This is a genomic window from Lentzea aerocolonigenes (assembly GCF_000955955.1).
Classification (GTDB): Bacteria; Actinomycetota; Actinomycetes; order Mycobacteriales; family Pseudonocardiaceae; genus Lentzea; species Lentzea aerocolonigenes_A.
This window is the reverse complement of the sequence record NZ_JYJG01000003.1, coordinates 170,491-191,038: the sequence shown is the minus strand read 5'-3', so window position 1 is coordinate 191,038 and position 20,548 is coordinate 170,491. Positions and strand designations below refer to the sequence as shown.

The 20,548-nt window shown below is 68.7% G+C and carries 18 protein-coding genes; 9 read left to right on the top strand and 9 right to left on the bottom strand.

All coding sequences use genetic code 11. The features are described 5' to 3' along the window. Window positions 1-52: 52 nt before the first annotated feature. A complete protein-coding gene (locus tag UK23_RS01355; RefSeq protein WP_045309449.1) occupies window positions 53-655 on the bottom strand; it encodes an AAA family ATPase in 603 nt (200 codons plus the stop codon). A gap of 10 nt (window positions 656-665) precedes the next feature. Next, a complete protein-coding gene (locus UK23_RS01350) occupies window positions 666-1,985 on the bottom strand; it encodes an NAD(P)-binding domain-containing protein (protein WP_045309448.1) in 1,320 nt (439 codons plus the stop codon). Window positions 1,986-2,083: 98 nt separating this feature from the next. Here UK23_RS01350 and UK23_RS01345 point away from each other — a divergent pair, with 98 nt between their 5' ends. From UK23_RS01345 to UK23_RS48155, 6 genes are all read left to right on the top strand, one after another. Beyond that, window positions 2,084-3,037, top strand: coding sequence for a daunorubicin resistance protein DrrA family ABC transporter ATP-binding protein (locus UK23_RS01345; RefSeq protein WP_045309447.1), 954 nt, complete (start codon window positions 2,084-2,086; stop codon window positions 3,035-3,037). Further along, entirely contained in the window at window positions 3,034-3,834 is an 801-nt protein-coding gene (locus UK23_RS01340; protein ID WP_045309446.1) for an ABC transporter permease, read from the top strand. The genes UK23_RS01345 and UK23_RS01340 overlap by 4 nt, the downstream gene beginning before the upstream one ends. 48 nt (window positions 3,835-3,882) lie before the next feature. Beyond that, window positions 3,883-4,572: a hypothetical protein gene (locus UK23_RS01335; protein WP_045309445.1), complete on the top strand. Its 690-nt coding sequence runs from the start codon at window positions 3,883-3,885 to the stop codon at window positions 4,570-4,572. A gap of 10 nt (window positions 4,573-4,582) precedes the next feature. Then, window positions 4,583-5,761 carry an RtcB family protein gene (locus UK23_RS01330; protein WP_045309444.1) on the top strand — a complete coding sequence of 393 codons (1,179 nt, stop codon included), beginning with the start codon at window positions 4,583-4,585 and terminating at the stop codon, window positions 5,759-5,761. A gap of 70 nt (window positions 5,762-5,831) precedes the next feature. After that, window positions 5,832-6,416 carry a hypothetical protein gene (locus UK23_RS01325; protein ID WP_045309443.1) on the top strand — a complete coding sequence of 195 codons (585 nt, stop codon included), beginning with the start codon at window positions 5,832-5,834 and terminating at the stop codon, window positions 6,414-6,416. Continuing rightward, window positions 6,409-6,906 (top strand): hypothetical protein, encoded by a 498-nt coding sequence (locus UK23_RS48155; RefSeq protein WP_156212638.1) that lies wholly within the window; start codon window positions 6,409-6,411, stop codon window positions 6,904-6,906. Before UK23_RS01325 ends, UK23_RS48155 begins: the two co-directional genes overlap by 8 nt. Before the next feature lie 68 nt (window positions 6,907-6,974). Here UK23_RS48155 and UK23_RS01315 read toward each other — a convergent pair whose 3' ends face one another. From UK23_RS01315 to UK23_RS01290, 6 genes are all read right to left on the bottom strand, one after another. Next, a complete protein-coding gene (locus UK23_RS01315; RefSeq protein ID WP_045309442.1) occupies window positions 6,975-7,316 on the bottom strand; it encodes a hypothetical protein in 342 nt (113 codons plus the stop codon). 152 nt (window positions 7,317-7,468) lie between these two features. Then, window positions 7,469-10,999, bottom strand: a complete 3,531-nt coding sequence (locus tag UK23_RS01310) for a hypothetical protein (RefSeq protein ID WP_045309441.1) — start codon at window positions 10,997-10,999, stop codon at window positions 7,469-7,471. A 33-nt stretch (window positions 11,000-11,032) separates the two neighbouring features. Continuing rightward, on the bottom strand, window positions 11,033-11,800 hold the full coding sequence (locus UK23_RS01305) for a GntR family transcriptional regulator (RefSeq protein WP_045309440.1): 768 nt from the start codon (window positions 11,798-11,800) through the stop codon (window positions 11,033-11,035). A gap of 31 nt (window positions 11,801-11,831) precedes the next feature. After that, the gene (locus tag UK23_RS01300) at window positions 11,832-12,665 is read right to left on the bottom strand and encodes a glutamate ABC transporter substrate-binding protein (RefSeq protein WP_045309439.1); all 834 of its coding nucleotides are present in this window, start codon (window positions 12,663-12,665) and stop codon (window positions 11,832-11,834) included. A 144-nt stretch (window positions 12,666-12,809) separates the two neighbouring features. After that, window positions 12,810-15,479: a bifunctional GNAT family N-acetyltransferase/acetate--CoA ligase family protein gene (locus UK23_RS01295; RefSeq protein ID WP_045309438.1), complete on the bottom strand. Its 2,670-nt coding sequence runs from the start codon at window positions 15,477-15,479 to the stop codon at window positions 12,810-12,812. A gap of 7 nt (window positions 15,480-15,486) precedes the next feature. Then, window positions 15,487-16,659, bottom strand: coding sequence for an acetoin utilization protein AcuC (locus UK23_RS01290; RefSeq protein WP_045309437.1), 1,173 nt, complete (start codon window positions 16,657-16,659; stop codon window positions 15,487-15,489). A gap of 224 nt (window positions 16,660-16,883) precedes the next feature. Between UK23_RS01290 and UK23_RS01285 the strand changes: the two genes are divergently transcribed. After that, on the top strand, window positions 16,884-17,483 hold the full coding sequence (locus tag UK23_RS01285) for a hypothetical protein (RefSeq protein WP_045309436.1): 600 nt from the start codon (window positions 16,884-16,886) through the stop codon (window positions 17,481-17,483). A gap of 198 nt (window positions 17,484-17,681) precedes the next feature. Here the strand turns inward: UK23_RS01285 and UK23_RS01280 are convergent, their stop codons facing one another. After that, complete coding sequence (locus UK23_RS01280; protein WP_045309435.1) at window positions 17,682-18,581, bottom strand: sulfurtransferase; 900 nt, start codon at window positions 18,579-18,581, stop codon at window positions 17,682-17,684. A 78-nt stretch (window positions 18,582-18,659) separates the two neighbouring features. Here UK23_RS01280 and UK23_RS01275 point away from each other — a divergent pair, with 78 nt between their 5' ends. After that, window positions 18,660-19,355: a metal-dependent transcriptional regulator gene (locus UK23_RS01275; RefSeq protein WP_045309434.1), complete on the top strand. Its 696-nt coding sequence runs from the start codon at window positions 18,660-18,662 to the stop codon at window positions 19,353-19,355. Continuing rightward, a complete protein-coding gene (gene galK / locus UK23_RS01270; RefSeq protein ID WP_045309433.1) occupies window positions 19,352-20,524 on the top strand; it encodes a galactokinase in 1,173 nt (390 codons plus the stop codon). The genes UK23_RS01275 and galK overlap by 4 nt, the downstream gene beginning before the upstream one ends. Window positions 20,525-20,548 lie beyond the last annotated feature (24 nt).

Here is a 20,548-nt window from a genome sequence, read left to right as displayed (position 1 = left end):
GGGCGGCGGCGGGCGGCGGCGATATATCAGTCGGCGCGGGAAGGCGTGGGAGTCAGTCGGCGCGGAGATGGCGCAGTGTGGTGGCGTACCGACGTAGGTGGGCGAGCACGGGGCCGTCGGTGTTCGGGGTGAGCGGCAGCCCGACCGATCGGGCGATGGTGTCGGCCACCTGCGCAACGCTCAGGCGATCGGTGGCGACGTGCGTGGCGAACGCCGGTTCGCTCAACCGGGTCAGGCAGTCGTCGATCCGGTCGACCGCCCAGCGCTCGCGCTTCAAGCCGGGCCAGAAGCCGCGGTTGTGCAGCCGCCTCAGCACGGTGATCGGCTCAGCCAGCAAGGCGAAGTGATGCACCTCGTGACCACCGGAGCGCAGACCACCGACGACGTCCGCGAAGTAGCCGGAGTCGACCAGCGTCATGGGGACGATGATCGGCCCGGAGTGTCCGCGCAAAGCCAGGTCGAGCATCTCCCGCACACCGCGCCGCCAAGCCGGGAGGTCCTGGAAGTCACCGCGCAGAGCAGGCGGCAACATCCGGTGCAGCCCGAACCCGAGGCGTTCGGGATCGGACACGACACTGCCGGCCAGCCGCCGCTGCAGTTCGAAGGCGGCCGCGGTCTTCCCGCCGCCGAACGGCCCGTTGATCCAGATCAGCACTCACCCGACCCTAGCGACGGGCGGCACCGGCCTTCCGCTCCGCCGCCAGCTCCCGCTGGTACCCGAGGAAGTCGACCTCCAGCGTGTGCCGCTTCGACTTCACGTACCGGCTCCGCAGCGACTCCCGGTACGAGGCGATCTCCGCCTTCATCTCCGGCACCGGAGGCAGCGCGGCGACCCCGGACACGAGATCGGCGATCCACTCGGACTGGGCCTCCGCCAACGGCATGATCGCGCCCAGCGGCTGGATCAACCCGAGGAAGTACAGCCCGGGATGCGCGGGATCCACGACCCGCCGGTAGAGCGACACCTCGTTGTCCGCGGAGGACACCGCCGGGAACGCCGCAGCGTCCAGGAACGGGAAGTCGACCTTGTAGCCGGTGCAGTAGACGATGACGTCCACGTCCTCCCGGCTGCCGTCGGCGAAAACCACGCCAGTCCCGTCCAGCCGGGCGATGTTCGGCTTCACGGTGATGTCGCCGTGCCCGAGCCGGGTCAGCAGATCGTCGGACACGGTCGGGTGCGCCGCCAGAATCGCGTGCGACGGCTCAGGCAGCCCGTAGGACGAGAGCTTGCCCCTGGCCAGCCGCAACATCGCCCGAAGGGACAACGCCTGCAGCCACGCGGGCGCGAACCGGGCGAGCGGCGAGGTCGTCAGGTGATCGGTCGGCATCCCGAACAGGTACTTCGGCATGATGTGCGCGCCACGCCGCATGGCCAGAAAGGTGCGGGCGGAGACTCGGGACGACTCGACCGCGATGTCGCACGCGGAATTGCCGATACCGAGAACCAGCACCTTCTTCCCCGCGAAACGCTCCGGCGTCTTGTAGAAGTGCGCGTGCGTCTCCTCGCCGGAGAACGATCCGGGAAACGCGGGCTCGGGCAGACGCGGCGACCAGTGGTGACCGGAAGCGACGATGACCGAGCCGTAAGAAACAGAACTCTCCGCACCCGTATCGCGATCGCGCGTGGTGACCGAATAACCACCGGAAGCGACGGAAACCGAAACGACCTCGGTCCGGAACCGGATGCGGTCGCGGAATCCGTGGTGCTTCACGAAGTCGTCGAAGTACTCCGCGATCTGGAAGTGCGACGGATAGGCCGGTAGCCGAGAGGACATCGGGAAGGACTTGAACTCCATCATCTGCCGCGAGGTGTTGATGTGGAGCGAGCGATAGGCGGACGACATGCCGTTGTCGTTGAGGTAGCGCCAGTTGCCGCCGATCTCGGACCCGGTCTCGTAGCAGTCGTACTCGATGCCGCGGGCGCTGAGCACCTGACATGCGGCGATGCCGGAAGAGCCTGCCCCGATGACACACACGCGGTCCATGACCCCGAAGTATTTTCACGTTCGATCCGCATGTCAATCACCCGAGGCAAAGACTCAAATCGGACGAAATTGTCAGACCAGAAGGCCATGATGCCCCCATGACAGACGCGATCGTGGCCGAAGGCCTGGTCAAACGCTACGGGTCGGTCGTCGCCCTCAACGGCCTGGACCTGCGAGTCGAGGAAGGCACCATCATGGGCCTGCTCGGGCCCAACGGCGCCGGCAAGACGACGGCAGTGCGGGTGTTCACCACCCTGCTCGACGCCGACGAGGGCAGGGCGACAGTCGCCGGGCTCGACGTCCGCAAGAACGCCAACGAGCTGCGCAAGAGCATCGGACTCTCCGGCCAGTACGCGGCCGTGGACGACAACCTGACCGGCTTCGAGAACCTCGACATGGTCGGCCGCCTCTACCACCTCGGCCGCGGCCGCAGCCGCGAACGAGCCCGCGAGCTCCTCGCCAGGTTCGACCTCGAAGACGCCGCCGACCGCCCGGTGAAGGGCTACAGCGGCGGCATGCGCAGAAGGCTCGACCTCGCCGGCGCGCTCGTCGCGAAGCCGAGCGTCCTGTTCCTCGACGAACCCACCACCGGTCTCGACCCGCGATCGCGCCTCGGCATGTGGGACGTCATCGAGGAGCTCGTCAAGGGCGGCACGACCGTTCTCCTCACCACCCAGTACCTCGAGGAGGCCGACCGCCTCGCCGACCAGATCGCCGTGATCGACCGGGGCAGGGTGATCGCCGAGGGCACCGCCGACCAGCTGAAGGACCAGGTGGGCGGCGAACGTCTCGAACTCTCCGTCGCGACGTCCCAGGAGCTCGCCACGGCCAGGTCCGCGCTCGCCGACCTCGCCGTCGGCCCGATGGAGTCCGACGAACGCCAGCACCACCTCACCATGCCGATCACGGGCGGGTCGACGGTGCTGATGGAGGCGATCCGGCGGATGGACGCCGAGTCGGTGAAGGTCCTCGACATCGGGTTGCGCAGGCCGACGCTCGACGACGTGTTCCTGACCCTGACCGGCCACCACGCCGAAGAGGAGGAGAAGTGAAGCTGCTGCAAGCACTCGCGGACGGGTCGGTCGTCGCCAAGCGCAACCTCATCAAGATCAAGCGCGTGCCGGACCTGCTGGTGTTCTCGACCGCGGCGCCGATCATGTTCGTGCTGCTGTTCGCCTACGTCTTCGGCGGCTCGATCGAGATCCCCGGCATGGACTACCAGGAGTTCCTGATGGCCGGGATCTTCGCGCAGACCGTGCTCTTCGGCGCCACCATCACCGGCAGCGGCCTGGCCGAGGACATCACCAAGGGCATCATCGACCGGTTCCGCTCGCTGCCGATGGCCCGCTCGGCCGTCCTGGTCGGCCGCACGACGTCCGACCTGGTCAACAACGCGCTGGTCGTCGTCATCATGATGATCACCGGCCTGATCGTCGGCTGGCGCATCCACTCGTCCCCGCTGGAGGCGCTCGCCGCCGTCGGCATCCTGCTGCTGTTCGCCTACGCGTTCTCGTGGGCGATGGCGTGGATCGGGCTGCTGGTGCGCAGTCCCGAGGTGTTCAACAACGCGAGCTTCATCTTCATCTTCCCGATCACCTACATCGCGAACACATTCGTGCAGGCGGAGAAGCTGCCTTCGGTACTGCGCCACATCGCCGAGTGGAACCCGGTCTCGGCCGTCACGCTGGCCGCGCGCGAACTGTTCGGCAACACCTCTCCCCTGCAGCCGGCGCCGGACGTCTGGCCGCTGCAGCACCCGGTGCTCGCGTCACTCGGCTGGGTGGTGGTCTTCCTGCTGATCTTCGTTCCGCTGGCCAACTACCAGTACAAACGCGCCGTGGCCCGCTGAGTGGAACGGGGTATGCCCACTGCCGCCCGGAGCAATACGTTGTGGCCCATGCGAAAGCTTCTCGTGGCAGTCACGTCGGTACTGGCGTTCACGGTCTCCACTGGCACGGCGGCGGGCGCTCCGCTGCCGTGCCCGGAGATCTTCGCGACGAACAACACCGCGATCATCACCGATCCGGACGACCCGCGCCTGCAGGACAAGCTGGTCAAGTTCGACCGCGAGGTCCGCGGCATCGTGTTCGCGAACGGCGGCCTCACCATCCGCTCCACGCTGCTCGACGGCGTGTTCTGGTCGGGCGACCTGCAGCAGACGACGTTCGAACGCTCCCGCAAGTTCGACGTCACGCTCGGCGAGGAGAGCCTGCGCCACGCCGCCTCGACGATCGGCAAGCAGTTCAGGCAGGAGTCGGTGCTGACGTTCCGCTTCCTGGCCGCGAACTCGCCGAAGGTCGACGCCGTCCAGGTCGAGGTCGACGGCCTCACCGCGCAGCAGGTCCGCGACGGCCTTTTGAAAGACGCGGTCGCGCGCGAGAAGCTCGGCGGTGGCAGCGTCACGTTGCAGAACAAGGCGATCCTCATCGCGGACGTCAACGATCTGCCAACGGTGCGCGCGTTCGTCACGACTCTCGGCGGTGACATGAGCAAGGCCAAGGTGCGCAAGGGCACCTGGGAGTTCGTGTCAGGCGCCGGGGAAACTCCCCACGAAACTCCTTTGTGGAACAAGCAAAACGCGGCCTAACCTCGGAGCCATGGCAGCAAACCTCGTCCGCGGCAAGAACGTGGACATCCGCATGTGGACTCGGCCCGACGAGGTCGAGGAGTTCGCCATGCGACAGCTTCAGAACATCTCCGCGCTGCCGTGGGCCGTCAAGCACATCGCCGTGATGCCGGACGTGCATTACGGCAAGGGGGCCACGGTGGGATCGGTGATCGCGTTGCGCGACGCCGTCTCCCCCGCGGCCGTCGGCGTGGACATCGGCTGCGGCATGACCGCCGTGCGCACCTCGCTCACGGCGAGCGACCTGCCGGAGACACTGCGCGGGCTGCGGTCGCGCATGGAGGCCGAGGTCCCCGTCGGTTTCGGCCAGCACAAGGCGACCGCCTTCACCGAAAGGGACGCGTCCGACTGGGCGCCGTTCTGGAGGAAGTTCGACGACCTCACGCCGGCTGTGAAGGCGCGCGCCGACAAGGCGTTGCACCAGATGGGCACGCTCGGCGGAGGAAACCACTTCCTCGAGGTCTGTCTCGACACCGACCAGAACGTGTGGGTCATGCTGCACTCCGGGTCGCGTGGCATCGGCAACGAGCTGGCGCAGCACCACATCTCGGTGGCGCGCACGCTCGCGCACAACGCCGAGCTGCCGGACCCGGATCTCGCCGTGTTCCTCGCCGGTACGCCGGAGATGGCGGCGTACCGGCACGACCTGTACTGGGCGCAGGACTACGCACGCCGTAACCGCGCGGTCATGCTGCGTTTGGTCTGCGACGTGCTGCGCGCCGATTTCCCGCACATCGCGTTCGAGGAGCCGATCTCGTGCCACCACAACTACGTGGCCGAGGAGACGCACTTCGGTGAGGACGTGCTGGTGACCCGCAAGGGCGCGATCCGGGCCGGACGCGGCGAGCTGGGCATCATCCCGGGCTCGATGGGCACCGGCTCGTACATCGTGCGCGGTCTCGGGAACCCGGACTCGTTCGAGTCGGCATCACACGGCGCCGGCCGGAGGATGTCGCGCAACAAGGCCCGCAAGACGTTCACGACGCAGGATCTCGCCGCCCAGACAAGTGGTGTCGAGTGCCGCAAGGACTCCGGTGTGGTGGACGAGATTCCGGGCGCCTACAAGGACATCGACACCGTGATGGCGAACCAGTCCGACCTGGTCGAGATCGTCGCGAAGCTCAAGCAGGTGGTTTGTATCAAGGGTTGATGTTTCCCTTGTGAGCACGTGGGCAAGCCTCCAGGACAGCAGAGCCATTTGCCTGTCTTGGAGGTTTTCCATGTCAACGGGCGCCATCATCGGCCTGGTTGTCGCGGTTCTCGTGGTGCTGGTGGTCCTCGCCTTCGTGCTGAGGCCCGCCATGCAGCGCAAGAAGCTGCGCGACCGCTTCGGCCCCGAGTACGACCGCGCGGTCTCCGACAGTGACAGCAGAACCGCGGCGGAGAAGGAACTCGCGGAGCGGGAGCACCGCCACAGCGAGTTCGACCTGAAGCCGCTTTCCCCTGCGGCTCAGGACAGTTACCGCCGGCACTGGGCAGATGTGCAGGCGAAGTTCGTCGACTCGCCGGACAAGGCGATCGCGGACGCCGACCGTCTGGTCACCGATCTGATGGCCGAGCGCGGCTACCCCACGGAGGGTTACGAGGCGCAGCTGAGCGTGCTGTCCGTGGAACACGCTCGCACGCTGGAGCACTACCGCAAGGCGCACGACATCTCCGAGCGCCAGGAGATCGGCGAGGCGAGCACAGAAGACCTGCGCACCGCGATGGTGCACTACCGCGAGCTGTTCACCGACCTGCTCGAACACGGTGCGGGTCCGCGCAAGGACCGTGAAGCCACGCGGAAGGAGAAGACGGATGTCTGAGGCTCCCGTGAGGAAGGTTCCCGAGACCAACGACCCCGCGTCCGCACCGCCGCGGCCGTCTGCCTCTCCTCAGCAGCAACAGCAACAGGTTCCCCCGCAGCACCAGCAGCAGGAGCACCGGCTCGATCCCCGGCAGGAACAACGCCAGGAACAGCGCCAGGAATCCCGTCAGGATGCGCGTGCGGAGGAGCGACGCGACGAACGCCGCGAGGAGCGTCAGGACCAGCGGACCGAACAGCGTCACGAACAGCGGCCTGTCGGCAAGCTGGAAGACGAGTGGCGGGCTGTGCAGTACGAGTTCGTCGACGACCCGAAAGCCGCTGTGCGCAAGGCTGACGACCTCGTGACGCGAGCGATCGAGGAGCTCACCAGCCGGCACCGTTCACTGGCGAAGCAGCTCGAGGGAAACGGTGATCCACAGACCGAGGACCTGCGACTGGCTCTCCACCGCTATCGGGAACTCTTCAAGTCGCTCGTCGCGACCAAATAGGAGTTGGAGCCCCGGCGCCGTGGCCGTAACAGGTGGCGGCGCCGGCAGGCATGTCCGGCGGTGTCCGATCAGCTGGGCAGCTCGCGGATCTCCATCTCCAGCACGTCGATCTCGTCGCTGATGGCCTCGTCGAGCATGTCGTCCAGCAACTTGCGGCACTCCGCCGACCCGCATCGCGGCAGCCCCGCGCCGAACCGCGGCACCTGCTCCCACCACACCGCCGGGTTGTTCCAGAACGACCCGGAACCCTGGTCGACTCCTTCGAGGCAGCGCAGCTTCTGGTCGCTCTCCGGAAGAGCCCGCACGAACTCGATGAACAACGCCAGCGCGTCGGGATTGCTCACCGGGACCGCGCCGTAACCGCGCAGGCAGTCCTCGAGCTCAGCGAGGAACTCGGCCTTGAACGACACGGCACACCCCCGCTCTCCCGCACCGTTGCGGACATCTCGAATTCGTACCACCAACAGTACCTCCGCGACTTGAGCGGGAAACGAGTGCGAACGGGCGGTATCTTCCTGCGTGCAAAAGAGGTCCGGTGACCCGCAGTCACTTCGCCGGACCGCTACGAGCCCTCGTGGGCGACGTATCGAGACACCAGGAAACCGTTGTCCAGCTTGACGATCTGGCCCACGACCAGCTTGTCGGCGGGATCCGCGCCGGACAGGCCGCTCGCGCCGGGACGGGCGAACGTCAGCCTCCCGGACGCGCCCGCGAAGTCACTCAAAGTACGCAGCTGCTCGAAGACATGTTCTCGTGACGCCCCAACCTCAGTCGAGTTCGCGACGACGGTGACGGCGTCATAAGCGAGAAGAATGTGTCCGTTGGGGCCCGAAAGGAAAGCCTTCCTCGCATGCCGCTTCTGCGCGGACTCGTAGGTGGTGAAGAACTGTTGGGTCGGCTGGGGAACTGCCTCCTGGCCGGGCGTCCACGCGAACGTCGTGAAGTAGAGCCTGCCGTCGGCGAATCGTTTGATGTCTTCCAGATCCGTGAAGTTCGTCGTCTCCAGCTGTGTCAGGTCGTCGCCGCCGAACACCACCGGGTCGGTGCAGTTGCTGCGGCTCAGCTCGGTCAGCAGCCCGCCGACCTCCGCCGTGCGGCCGGTGTAGAGGATGAGCGGGTTCGGTGACTTCTGGCAGATCTCCCTCACGACGCCGCCGAGTTGCGCGGCCACCGTGTTCGCCGTGTCGTCGTAATCGTGGATTTCCGGCCTGAGCACGTCTTGGAACTCCTCCGCGAGATCCGAGCTGTACTCGTCCCCGGTGCTGCGCATGAGGTGCAACGGCCGTCCGCGCAACGCTTCGGTGCGTTCGATGATCCGCGCGGCGACCTGGGCCTGGCGCTTGTTGGATGGCGCGACGCGGAAGAAGTAGGGCTTCGGGCTGAAGTGGGTCGACGACAGCGACGAGCCGACCATCGGAATGCCGTTCGGGTGTTCCTTCGTCGGCCCCAGGATGCCGAGCGCGGTCAGCGTCGTGGCGCGGCTCTGCCCGAGACCGGTCACGGCGACCACGTTCGGGTCGCGCTCGGCGTAGGCGCGGATCTCGCCCGCGACCTTCTCCGCGTACTTGGACTCGCCGCCGAAGTTCGCGAGAACCAGGCGCACCAACGGATTGCGGCCGAGACCGTCGAGCTGGTTCCAGTCGCGCTGAGCCAGATACGCGCCGCGCAGCTCGTTCACACCGGCGGACAGGTCTCGCTTCACCCGCTCGTTGGAGCTCAGCATCGTGGCGACGACGATCGTGACGACACTGCGGTCCTTCACCTTGGCGACGCGGTCGTTCTCCTCGGCGATGAGCTTGGCGAGCTCCTCGACCTCGGCGTCGTCGTTGTTCTGCAGCGCCGGGTCACCGTAGGCGAACCGGCCCGGCTTCTCGCTCAGGCCAACGCATTGCACACCATCCAGTTTGGACAGACGTGGCTGCTTTCCCGCGAGGTCCGCGACGAGTTCGCGAGGTTCGTAGACGCCGTAGCGCAGGCAGTTGTTGCTCGTCTGGAGGTAGAAAGCCGCGCCGTACAAGACGAGCAGCGTCGCAACGAGGTAGACGGCCGCGCGGCGCAACGAAGTGCGGCCTGGCCAGCGTCGCGGGTACGGGTACTGAGTGGTGGCGGACGAGCGCGGCAGCGACACCGGAGGCGACGCGGGTGTGTTGTGTTCGAGCGCGCGTTTCGTTGCGCGGTAAGCGGTCAGGCGTTCCTCGGCGCCGTGGAGATCCTGGTGGGTGCGCAACACCCGGTCGTACATCTCCACCGTCGGGCGCACGATTCGGCTGCGCGAGCGCAGTTCCCAGGTCGCGATGACGGCGTCCTCCAGCTGCCCGGTCTCCGGTCGCACCACGCGGTCGTAGCGGCGGTGGAGATTCTTCCTGGTTCCGGTGCGCAGGCGTTCCCACCACGTGGCGGGCTGGTCCTCGTACTCCGGCTCACCCTCGCCCGGCGGCATCGGGGCCTCGGCGATCGCGGCCAGTTCGGCGATCCAGCGGTCGCTGCGTTCGTCGACGTGCGGGCGCAGGCGATGCGCGACGAGGTGGACTTCGCCGAGCGCGAGTGCGTGGTACAGCGCGTCTTCACGTTGCCCGAGGCTGTCGTAGCGCTCTTTGAGCAACCTGTGCACGTTCATGTGCGAGAACGGCTGGCCTTCGGGGACTTCACGAAGCCTGCGCGCCAGCAGGTCGCGCAAAAGAGGGTGCAGTACGAAGTTCTCGCCCTGTTGGCTGACGAAACTGAGCTGTGCCAACAGAGCGCGCATGTTCTCCGCCGACCACGTCGACGGCAGCAGCGCGCGGATCACGTGCCGGTCGAGCAACCGCGGGGCGGCCAGACGGGCGAAGATCTCGCGCGCGGCCTCGCGCTCCGGCATTTCCTCGGCACCCGGAATCCGTTGGAAGAAGCGGAGAAGCAGGTAGTCGCCGACCGTGGCGTCCTGGAACGTCGTGGTCTCGTCGACCGGCAGCCGTTCGTCGAACACCGAGCGCACCGACGGCAGCACCTGGTCGCGCGCGAACACGAACTGCACCAGCTGGATCGCGAGCCGGACCGCGAGCGGGTGGCCGTGCGTGACCTCGTGCAGTTCCTCGACGAGTGCCTCGGACTCGACTGTGCTGTTGCGGGTGCGGTTCCACTCGGCGAGGAACTGACGCGTCTGCGCGAGCGTGAACGGTTCGAGACGAACAGCCTTGAACACCGGCGAATCGGGTAACGAGGGCGCGGACTGCTTGGTGGCTATGACCAGCAGCGGCACGTGCGGTTCCTGGGCGCGGCGTTCGGCCAGCAGGCTCAGGAAGTCCGTGGCGCGTGCGGCGGGGCGGGGCCGTTTCGGTGGCAGGTAGGAGTCGATGCCGTCGAGGAGGTCGGCGCCGTCGAGCAGCAGCAGGCTGTTCATCCTGCGGTAGCGCCGGAACCGGTAGGCGGCGGTGATGTCGGCGAGGAACGCGGCGACGAGCAGCCGGTCGATCTCCAGCGTGTCGCCGGCCCGGTTGAGGCTCCACATGTGCACGAGCGCGGCGTCGAACTTCGGGCGCCCGGCGTAGTTCTCGAACCAGCGCAACGCACTCGCGACGCGCGGCCCGCCCAGCAGCCAGCGCAACGGCCGCGGTGCGACGACGGAGAGGCCGATGAGCCACAGCAGAAGCGGCCTGAGGACCTTCCCCAGACCTTGGGCGGGTGGCAGCACCTCGACGACCTCGGCGGCGTCGGCGACCGCGACGAGCCGGGTCATCTGCTTGGCGGCGAGCTCACGGGCGCGGTGGTGCGGGTCGTCGGTGGGCTCGTTGTGCAGCGCGAGCCGGGCCAGGTCGTAGCGCGGCAACCGCATGCGGCCGAACTCGGCGTGCCGGTAGGAGCGCAGCTGCTCGGCGGCGACGTCGAGGATGTCCTTGCAGGAACGGGAACCGGCCTTGTCGAGGTCGACCCTGGCCGTCGGCGCGTCCCGGTAACGCCTGCGGACGTGGTCGAGCAGCGACGTCTTGCCGCTGCCACCGGGGCCGAACGCGACGATCACCGGCAGGGTGACGCGTTTCCTGCGTTCCACCAACGACTCCACCAACGCGGTGATGTCGTCCCTGCCGACGAGCCCGATCTCCGGTTCCAGCGCCATGATCCTCAGACGCTGGAGAGCCTGGTTCTGTTCCTAACGATCCGCGTGCAAACGGGCGACAAAGCTGAACCTGTCGCCGCGGTACAGCGAACGGGCGCGTTCGATCGGGTGACCGTCCACGTCGTAGGACACCCGGTGCAGCAGCAGCATCGGCAGCGCGGGGTTCGTGCCGATCAGCAGTGCCTCCCTGGGCGTCGCGAGGACCGTCTCGACGCGTTCCTCGGCCTCGGCGAACCGCACGCCGAGCCGTTCGGTGAGGCACGCGTAGAGGGACCCGCCGGGGTCGAGCTTCTCCAGGAGGTCGGGGAAGCGGCGCAGGCTCAGGTACGTCGACTCGAGGCCGATGCGCTCGTCGTCGGCGAGCAGCACGCGTTCGAGGTGCACGACCGGGTCGCCCGGTTCGAGCATCAGGTCGCGCGACAGGCCCTCGTCGGCGCTGATCTCCTCGATCGTGATCACCGTGCGAGTCGGCTCGACGCCCTGGCGTCGCATGCCCTCGGTGTAGCTGACCAGCGACAACGGCTGGACCAGCTTCGGCGGCGCGACGAACGTGCCGCTGCCCTGGCGGCGGATCAGCTTGCCTTCGAGCACCAGTTCGCTGACCGCCTGGCGGAGCGTGACGCGCGACACGGAGAACCGTTCGGCGAGCTCGCGTTCGGACGGCAGGACGGTGCCTTCGCCGAGGTTCTCGACGAGGTCGAACAGCTCGGCCTTGACCGCGTAGTAGCGCGGGACACGGCCGTGTTCTGGGATGCCCGCGCGAACGGGTCGATCAGCGCGGTGCGGCGGCACTCGGTTCACGTGGCGTGAGCATACGTCACCCACTGTGTGATCAGGGCGCGAGCTTCGGCGGGTCGGGGATCTTGTAGCCGGAAGATCCGATGTTGGCCTCCAGCGACTTGCGCCAGGCACCCGTGTCGATCATCTTCTGCAGCGCCGCCTGGACCTTGGCCTTGCTGGTCGGGTCGTCGCGGTGCAGGCCGACGCCGTACTCCTCCTTGCTGAACGGGTCGCCGACGACCCGCAGCAGCTCGGGGTTCTGGGCCGCGTAACCCGCGAGCAGGACGTCGTCGGTGGTGACGGCGTCGACGTTCTGCGCGAGCAGTGCCGTGACGCAGTCGCTGAACTTCGCGTACTCGACCATCTTCACGTCGTTCGCGAACTGGTCGCGCACGTACGCGGCGGACGTCGACCCGGCGGTGGAGCACAGGCGCAGGCTGGCGTTGAGCGACTTCGGGCCGTCGATGCGGGTCTCGTTCATGCGCACCAGCAGGTCCTGACCGGCGACGAAGTACGGGCCGACGAAGTCGATCAGTTCCTTGCGCTTGTCCGTGATCGAGTAGGTGGAGACGACCAGATCGGCCTCACCGCTGGTCAGGAGCGTCTCCCGGTTGCCGGGCTGCGCTTCCTTCCAGGTGATGTTCTGTTCCTCCACGCCGAACTCGTTCGCGATGAACTTGGCGACGTCGACGTCGAACCCGCGGTAGCTGCCGTCGAGCCTGCGCACCGCCATGCCCGGCTGGTCGTACGACACGGCGATGGTCAGGCGGTCGTTCTTGCTGGCCCTGCCGACGATCGTGTTCTCGTCGGCGCTCGCGCACGAGGAGAGGAGCAGCACAGCCGCACTTGTTGTCGCCAGCAGGCGGAGGAGCGCTCTCGGCGTCATTCGTCCCTCTTACAGCACGGAATCACGGGCATGCGCCTGCGCATCATCGGTGACGCTCGGCGATGCCGGGAAACCTAGGCGGCGATCGGACGCATGTCCATACCCCGGCGCGAATGAGACAACGGAATCGTTGCCGTAGCCCGATCAGCGCAGGCGGCGCGGACCGGCGTCGTGCAGGGACGGAGGCGGGCCGATGACGATGCGCGCGCTGCTGACGAAAGCCCCTGCGGCAGAAGCAAGAACGGGTTCCAGTTTGAGCGAGCGGACCTCCGGGAGGTCCTCGGCGAGTGCGGCCAAACGGAGTACCAGTTCCTGAAGTGCCTTCAGGTCCGCGGGTTCGTCCCCTCGGTAACCCGTCAGCAGCGGTGCGGCTTTCGGTGCGGCAACGAGTTCGGCCGCGTCGGTGTCGGTGAGGGGTACTGCCCGGTAGGCGCGGTCGCCGAGGAGGTCGCTGACGAGACCGGACAGTCCGAACCAGACCAGCGTGCCGAAGCTCGGGTCGTCCTGCAGGCCGAGGACGCAGCTGACTCCCTTGGGCGCCATGCGTTGCACGTACACGCCCGGTTTGCCGCTCAGTTCCGCGAGGTCGTGGTATGCCGCCTTGACCGATTCTTGTTGCGCGATGTCCAGTCTGACGCCGACGAGATCCGTGCGGTGGCGGAGGCGTTCGGTGGTGGCTTTCATGGCCACCGGGTAGCCGAGTTCGTCTGCGGCTTTCGCTGCTTCCTCGGCGCTGTGGGCGATGCGGAACGGGACGACGTCGATGCCGTAGCAGTTCAGCAGTTCGACGGCAGTGTGGTCTTCGAGGAGCCGTTCGGTCCCGGTGTTGTCCACAATGGACCGCGCTCGTTCCGCGTCGATGCCTTCCGGGCGCGTGAAGTGGCCCTGGGGTGCGGCGCGCCAGCGGGCGTAGCGGATGACGCGGGCGAGGGCGAGAACGGCGCGTTCGGGGCTGGCGTAGCTGGGGATCGAGCCCCGTCCGGGCATTCTGAGCTCGTCCGGGATGCCCTCGACGGCGAGGAACGTGGAGACGATCGGCTTGGTGCCGTGCACGGCTTCTTTGAGTGCGCGGGCATAGGCCGTGCCGGGGACGGCGATCGGTGGCACGAACACGACGACGAGGGCGTCGGTGTCCGGCCGGTTGAGCGCCTCCTGGATGGCCTTGGCGAACTCCTCCGGGGTGGCCTGGGCGCCGACGTCGACGGGATCGTCCGCGAGGTCGAGGTCCTGGGCGAGCAGGGTGTCCGCGGCGAGCAGGCCGATGGCGGTGGAGTTGCCGACGACGGCGACGCGCTTGCCCTTGGGCAGCGGCTGGTGGGCGAGCAGGAGCGCCGTGTCGAACATCTGGGCCAGCGAGTCGACCCTGATCACGCCGGCCTGCTCGAACAGCGCCTGGACGCTCGCCTCGTCGACCTTCGCGGCCGTGGCGGCGAGGCCGGGGACGACGGCGTGGCGGCCGGACTTGACCGCGACGATGGGCTTGGTGCGGCCGAGCCTGCGGGCGAGCCGCGCGAACTTGCGCGGGTTGCCGAACGACTCCAGGTAGAGCAGGACGACGTCGGTGGCGGGGTCGGTCTCCCAGTACTGCAGCAGGTCGTTGCCCGAGACGTCGGCGCGGTTGCCCGCTGAGACGAACGTGGAGAGCCCGAGGCCCCAGCCGGCGGCGTTGGCCAGGATCGCGGTGCCGAGGGCGCCAGATTGGCAGAAGAAGCCCGCACGGCCTCTCGTGGGGAGTTTCGGGGCGAGGCTCGCGTTGAGCCTGACCTTGGGGTCGAGGTTGAGCACGCCGAGTGCGTTCGGACCGACGACACGCATGCCGTGCGCTCTCGCCTCGGCCGCGAGCCTGCGTTCGGCCGACAGCCCGTCCGGGCCCGTCTCGCCGTAGCCGCTGCTGACGACGACGAGCGCCTTCACGCCCTTGGCCAGGCACGCGTCCATGACCTCGTCGACGCTGGCGGCAGGCACGGCGACGACGGCGAGGTCGACGTCGTCGGGGATGTCGAGCACGGTCGGGTAGGCACGGACGCCTCTCACGGCGCGGTGCTCGGCGTTGACCGGGTAGACGGGGCCGTTGAAGTCGGCCTCGAGGAGGTTTTTGAGTACCGCGTGGCCGATCTTGGTCGGGTCGGTGGACGCCCCGATGACGGCGACTGATCTCGGGTGCAGCAGGTTGTGCACGCTGCGGGCCTCGGCGGCCTGTTCGCGGGCCCTGGCGACGGCGACGGACTCGTCGGTGGGGTCGATCGCGAACTCCAGGTGCAGCACGCCCTCCTCGAACGCCCTGCTGACCTGGTAGCCGGCGTCGCGGAACACCCGGACCATCTGCCCGTTCTCCGCGAGCACCTCGGCCTCGAACCGGACGAGCCCGACCTCCTTCGCCGCGGCCGCGAGGTGTTCGAGCAGGATGCTGCCCAGCCCTCGCCCCTGGTGCCCGTCCTCGACGACGAACGCGACCTCCGCTGACTCGCCCCGACGATCATCACCTGGCAGCCGGTCGAACCTGCCGACCGCGACGATGTCGTCGCCGAGCAACGCGATGAGCGCCACCCGGTCGTGGTGGTCGACGGTGCTGAACCGCTCGAGATCCCGCTGCGGGATCCGCGGGTAGGGCCCGAAGTAGCGGAAGTACCGCGTCCGCTCGGACAGCCGCCCGTGGAACTCCCTCAGCTTCTCGCCGTCGTCCGGCGTGATCGGTCGCAGGTGGACGGTGCGGCCGTCGCTGAGCACGACGTCCGCCTCCCACTGCCGGGGAAAGTCGAACGGATCTCTGGCGGCTCCGTCTGCTGCACCGTTCTCCGCACCGTTTTCTGGCACTTGGCTTTCAGTCCCTGGGGTCGTCGGGATCAAGTCCGTGCAACGGGAACACCGCACGACGCGTGTCGCGGATCGCCTTGTCCACCGGCTCCACCGCGTCCCCGCCCCACGACTGGTACCCAGGGTCGCACTCATCAGTCATCGACGCAGGCAACGGCCAGCCGGGTGCGATGCGTGTCGCATGCGCCACCCAGTCCGCGGGCAACGGCCGGTTCGGGTCCACGTCGCGGTCCAGCACCGTCGCCAGCAGGTGCGTCCACGACCGCGGCACGACCCTGAGCAGCTCGTACCCGCCACCTCCGAGCGCCAGCCACTTGAACCCGTGCTCGTTCACCAGCTCCCGGAACGCCTGGTAGATCGCCCGGTGCCCGTCCACGCTCAACGACAGGTCCGCGAGCGGGTCCTCCTTGTGCGTGTCCACACCGCACTGCGTCACCAGCACCTGCGGCCGGAACGCCTTCAACAACGCCGGCACAGTCGCGTGAAACGCCCGCAACCACGCCCCGTCCTTCGTCCCGGCAGGCAACGCGACGTTGACCGCAGCCCCCTCTGCCCCCTTGCCGCCGACCTCGCCGGCCCACCCGGTGCCCGGCCACAGGCTCATCGGATGCTGGTGCAACGACACCGTCAACACGCGCGGGTCGTCCCAGAACGCCGTCTGCACCCCGTCCCCGTGATGCACATCGACATCCACGTACGCGATGCGCTCGACCCCGTTGCGCAACAACCACTCGATGGCCACCGCACAGTCGTTGTAGACGCAGAACCCAGCCGCGCTGTCCGGCATCGCGTGGTGCAGCCCGCCGGCGATGTTGACGGCCCGATCCGCCTCACCGGACGCGATGGCCCGCGCCGCCGCCAGCGACCCGCCCACCACCAACGCCGAAGCCTCGTGCATCCGCTCGAACACGGGGTTGTCCGGCGTCCCCAGCCCGTGCCCGACATCCCACCCGGCCGTGGGCGCTGCCTGCACCGCACTCAAATAGCCGGGCCGATGCACCAGCTCGATCTCTTCGTCGCTGGCCGCCTCAGGCGCCCGCACCTCAACGCCCTCGAGCACCCCGAGCGCCGTCGCGAGCCGCACGGTGAGGTCGAGCCGGACAGGATTCAGCGGATGGTCGCCACCGAGGTCGTACCCGAGGAAGGACCGATCCCAGACAACAGCGGCTGGCTTACCCATGACCAGCAACCTACCCACCGATCGGCCCAGCCGGTGATCACGTCCCGGTGGTCATATCCCGGTGGATCACATCTTGGTAGCCCGTTCGCCGCCACCCGTGCCCAGCCCACCAATGCCGCCTACAGTCCCCACTCGCAGGGCCCATTCGCAGGCCCCGCTCGCGAGCCCGCCCCGCCGGCACGCACCCGCGGAACCATTCCCACCGAACAGGGGTCAGAGGCGACATGCACCTGCGACCAGCGGCCATCCTCCTTTCGCTGACCCTGACCCTCGCCGCCGTCACGGGCTGCAGCGAGCAGATCAAGGGCGCGGCCACGGCCGACCCCAACGCCGCCGAGGCCCCTGCGACCACGGCCTCGAAGAAGCCGTCCACCAGCACCTCGGCCTCCAAGTCGGCCGACCCCACCTCTCCCAAGCAACAGGGCGACGTCAAGATCACCACCAAGAAGAAGGTCACCGGCCTCGAAACCTGCGGCGTCCTCAAAGCCGCGGACATCGAAGCCGCGACCGGCGGCAAGTCCTCAGCGGACGGCGGCTGCATCCACACCACCACCGGCCCCTCGACCGTCATCACCCAGATGGTCACGGTCCCGGACGTGGTGGACCAGGACGGCGAGAAGAAGCAGATCGAAATCGGCGGCAACACCGCCTGGCAGGTCAGCGCCTCCAAAGAGGACTGCCAGGTCACCGTCATGCTGACCGACGACCCGACCGCCTTCACCCCGGCCTTCTCGGTGAGCGTCCTCGCCATCGAGGAACTGGACACCTGCGCCGCGGCCCTGAAACTCGCCACCCAAGGCTTCGAGCGCATCCCGAACGCCTGACCACCCACAGGCCGACCGCCCCAAGCCACCTGGGCCCGGCCTCCGCGAGCCCACCCGAACCGACCGCCCTGCCCAGTCCCCGTAGTTCCGCCGGCGCCGGCCCTGCCAAGGCCCGTCCAGCCCGCTTCAGGTCCCCTAAGCGCCAGTCCTGCCAGCACCGGTTTCATCGAGCACCCGCCACGTCAGGCGCCGGTCATGTCAGGCGCCGGTGGCGACCTCCCGGTCCAGCGCGCACCAGTTGGACCACGACCCGGCGTACAGCGCCGCCGGCTTCTCGGCGGACGTGATCCCGGCAACCTCCAGCGCCAGCACGACGGACGAGGCCGTCACACCGGATCCGCAGTACGCGCCCACAGCCACATCGCTCGACACTCCGAGGCCCCGGAACCGCTCAGCCAGCTCAGCCGCACCGAGCCACCGCCCGTCGGCACCGACGTGCCCGGTCGTCGGCGCGTTGAGCGCGCCCGGGATGTGGCCGGCCTTGGGGTCCACCGGCTCGGTCTCACCGCGGTAGCGCGCCGCCGCCCGCGCGTCGAGCAGCACGCCCTCCTGCGCCAGCACCGCCGCCTCGTCCGCGTCCAGCACGGGCATCTGCCCAGGCCGCACCACCACGTCGCCGGCAGCATCACCCGCGGCGGCACCCTCAGAGTCGCCCACGATGTCACCAGCTGCGTCACCCTCTCGGGACGCAGGCGCCTCCGCCGTCACGGGCAGGCCGGCCGCCTCCCACGCGGCGAACCCGCCGTCCAGCACCGCCACCTCGCCGTACCCGGCCCACCGCAGCAGCCACCAGACCCGCGCGGCGACCGAGCCGTCCCCCGCGTCGTACGCCACAACCTGGCCGCCCTCGCGCACGCCTGCGCGGCGCAGCACCTCCTGCAGCTGCCCCGGATCCGGCAGCGGATGCCTGCCGCCGACCCCGGGCGGAGCGGACAGCTCGGTGTCCAGATCCACGTACACCGCGCCGGGCACGTGGCTGACCTCGTAGTCTTGGCGTCCGGGTGGTCCACCGAGACGCCACCGGACGTCCAGCACGACGGTGGCCGGCCGCGCACTCAGCGCGTCGGAGAGGGCCTCAGGAGTGATCAAGGGATGCACGACTCACATCCTGCACCCGCGTGGACACCTGTGTCCCCCGGCACGACTACCATTGACACCATACGAAGGGGAGCGGGTGTGAACGACCTCATCGACACGACGGAGATGTATCTCCGCACGATCTACGAGCTCGAAGAAGAGGGCGTGGTGCCTCTGCGCGCCCGCATCGCCGAGCGTCTGGGCCAAAGTGGACCGACGGTGAGCCAGACCGTGGGCCGCATGGAGCGTGACGGCCTGGTCGTCGTGGCGGAGGACCGCCACCTCGAGCTCACCGAGCAGGGCCGCAACCTCGCGATCGCCGTCATGCGCAAGCACCGGCTCGCCGAGCGCCTCCTCGTGGACATCATCGGGCTCGAATGGGAGCACGTGCACAGCGAGGCATGCCGCTGGGAGCACGTGATGAGCGAGGCCGTCGAACGCAAGCTGATCAAGCTGCTCGGCAACCCGACCACCTCGCCCTACGGCAACCCGATCCCGGGCCTCGACAAGCTGGGCGACGGCGAGCCCGCCCCGCCCGCCGAGGCGGACCTGGTGCGTGTGGACGAGGTGGCCCGCCGCGGCGGTGGCCGCGTCGAGGTGCGCCGCATCGCCGAGCACGTCCAGCTCGACCCGGACCTCATGGCCGAGCTGAAGGACGCCGGCGTGGTGCCCGGCGGCACCGTGCAGGTCGAGGCGCTGGGTGGCGCCAAGGTCGTCCAGGTGCGCGGTGGCAACGGCACCGTGGCGGAGCTCGACCCCGCAGTCGCCCACGCCGTCCTGGTGCTCGCCCGGTGACCCAGGCGGCACCGGCGGAGAAGGCGGCCGCGGCGTTCCAGCGCCTGCACGGACGCTCTCCCGACGGGGTCTGGTCGGCGCCTGGCCGCGTCAACCTCATCGGCGAGCACACCGACTACAACGACGGCTACGTGCTGCCGTTCGCGTTGCCCCACCGCATCGCCGTCGCGGCGTCGCCTCGCGTGGACGGCGTGCTGACCGTCAGCACGCTCGGCGACGACGGCGGGGTGCAGGGCGCGGACCCGGTCGTGATCGCCGACCTAGTCCCCGGAGCCGTCAAGGGGTGGGCCGCGTACCCCAGTGGCGTCGCCTGGGCCCTGCGGGGGCAGGGGATCGACGTCGGCGGCGGGGCGGACCTCGTCCTCGCGGGCGACGTGCCCGCCGGGGCCGGTCTCTCCTCGTCGCACGCCCTCGAGTGCGCCGTCGCCCTCGCCCTGCTGGGGCTCGCCGGCGTCGACGCCGAACGGCCCGACATCGCCCGCTGGGTACAGCGTTCCGAGAACGAGTTCGTGGGCGCACCGACGGGCATCCTGGACCAGACGGCATCGCTGTGCTGCGTCGAAGCGCACGCCCTGTTTTACGACGTGCGCTCCGGCAAGCCGGAACAGATCCCGTTCGACGCGGCTGCCAGCGGGCTCGAGGTGCTGGTCGTCGACACCCGCGCCAGCCACTCCCACGTCGATGGCGGCTACGGCGCCCGGCGGGCCGGCTGCGAGCGCGCTGCCGGCATCCTCGGCGTCCCCGCGCTGCGCGACGTCGACATCGCCGAGCTCGGCGACACGCTCGTCCGGCTGCCCGAAGAGCTGCGTCCGCTGGTGCGGCACGTCGTGACCGAGAACGACAGGGTCCTGCGCACCGTCGAGCTCCTCCGCGCGGGCAAGCTCGCCGACATCGGCCCCCTCATCTCGGCCTCCCACGCGAGCCTGCGGGACGACTACAGGGTCTCCTGCCTGGAGCTCGACGTCGCCGTCGACTCCGCCATGGCCGCCGGGGCTCTCGGCGCACGGATGATCGGCGGCGGCTTCGGCGGCTCGGCCATCGCCCTCGTGCCAGTCGAGCGACGCGACGAGGTCGAACGCCGGGTGCTCGCCGGCTTTGCCTCGCGCTCGCTCACGCGGCCGAGGCTCTTCACGGCGGTTCCGTCCGCGGGCGCGGGCAGGGACCGGTAGCGAACAACGATCTCGACCAGGAAT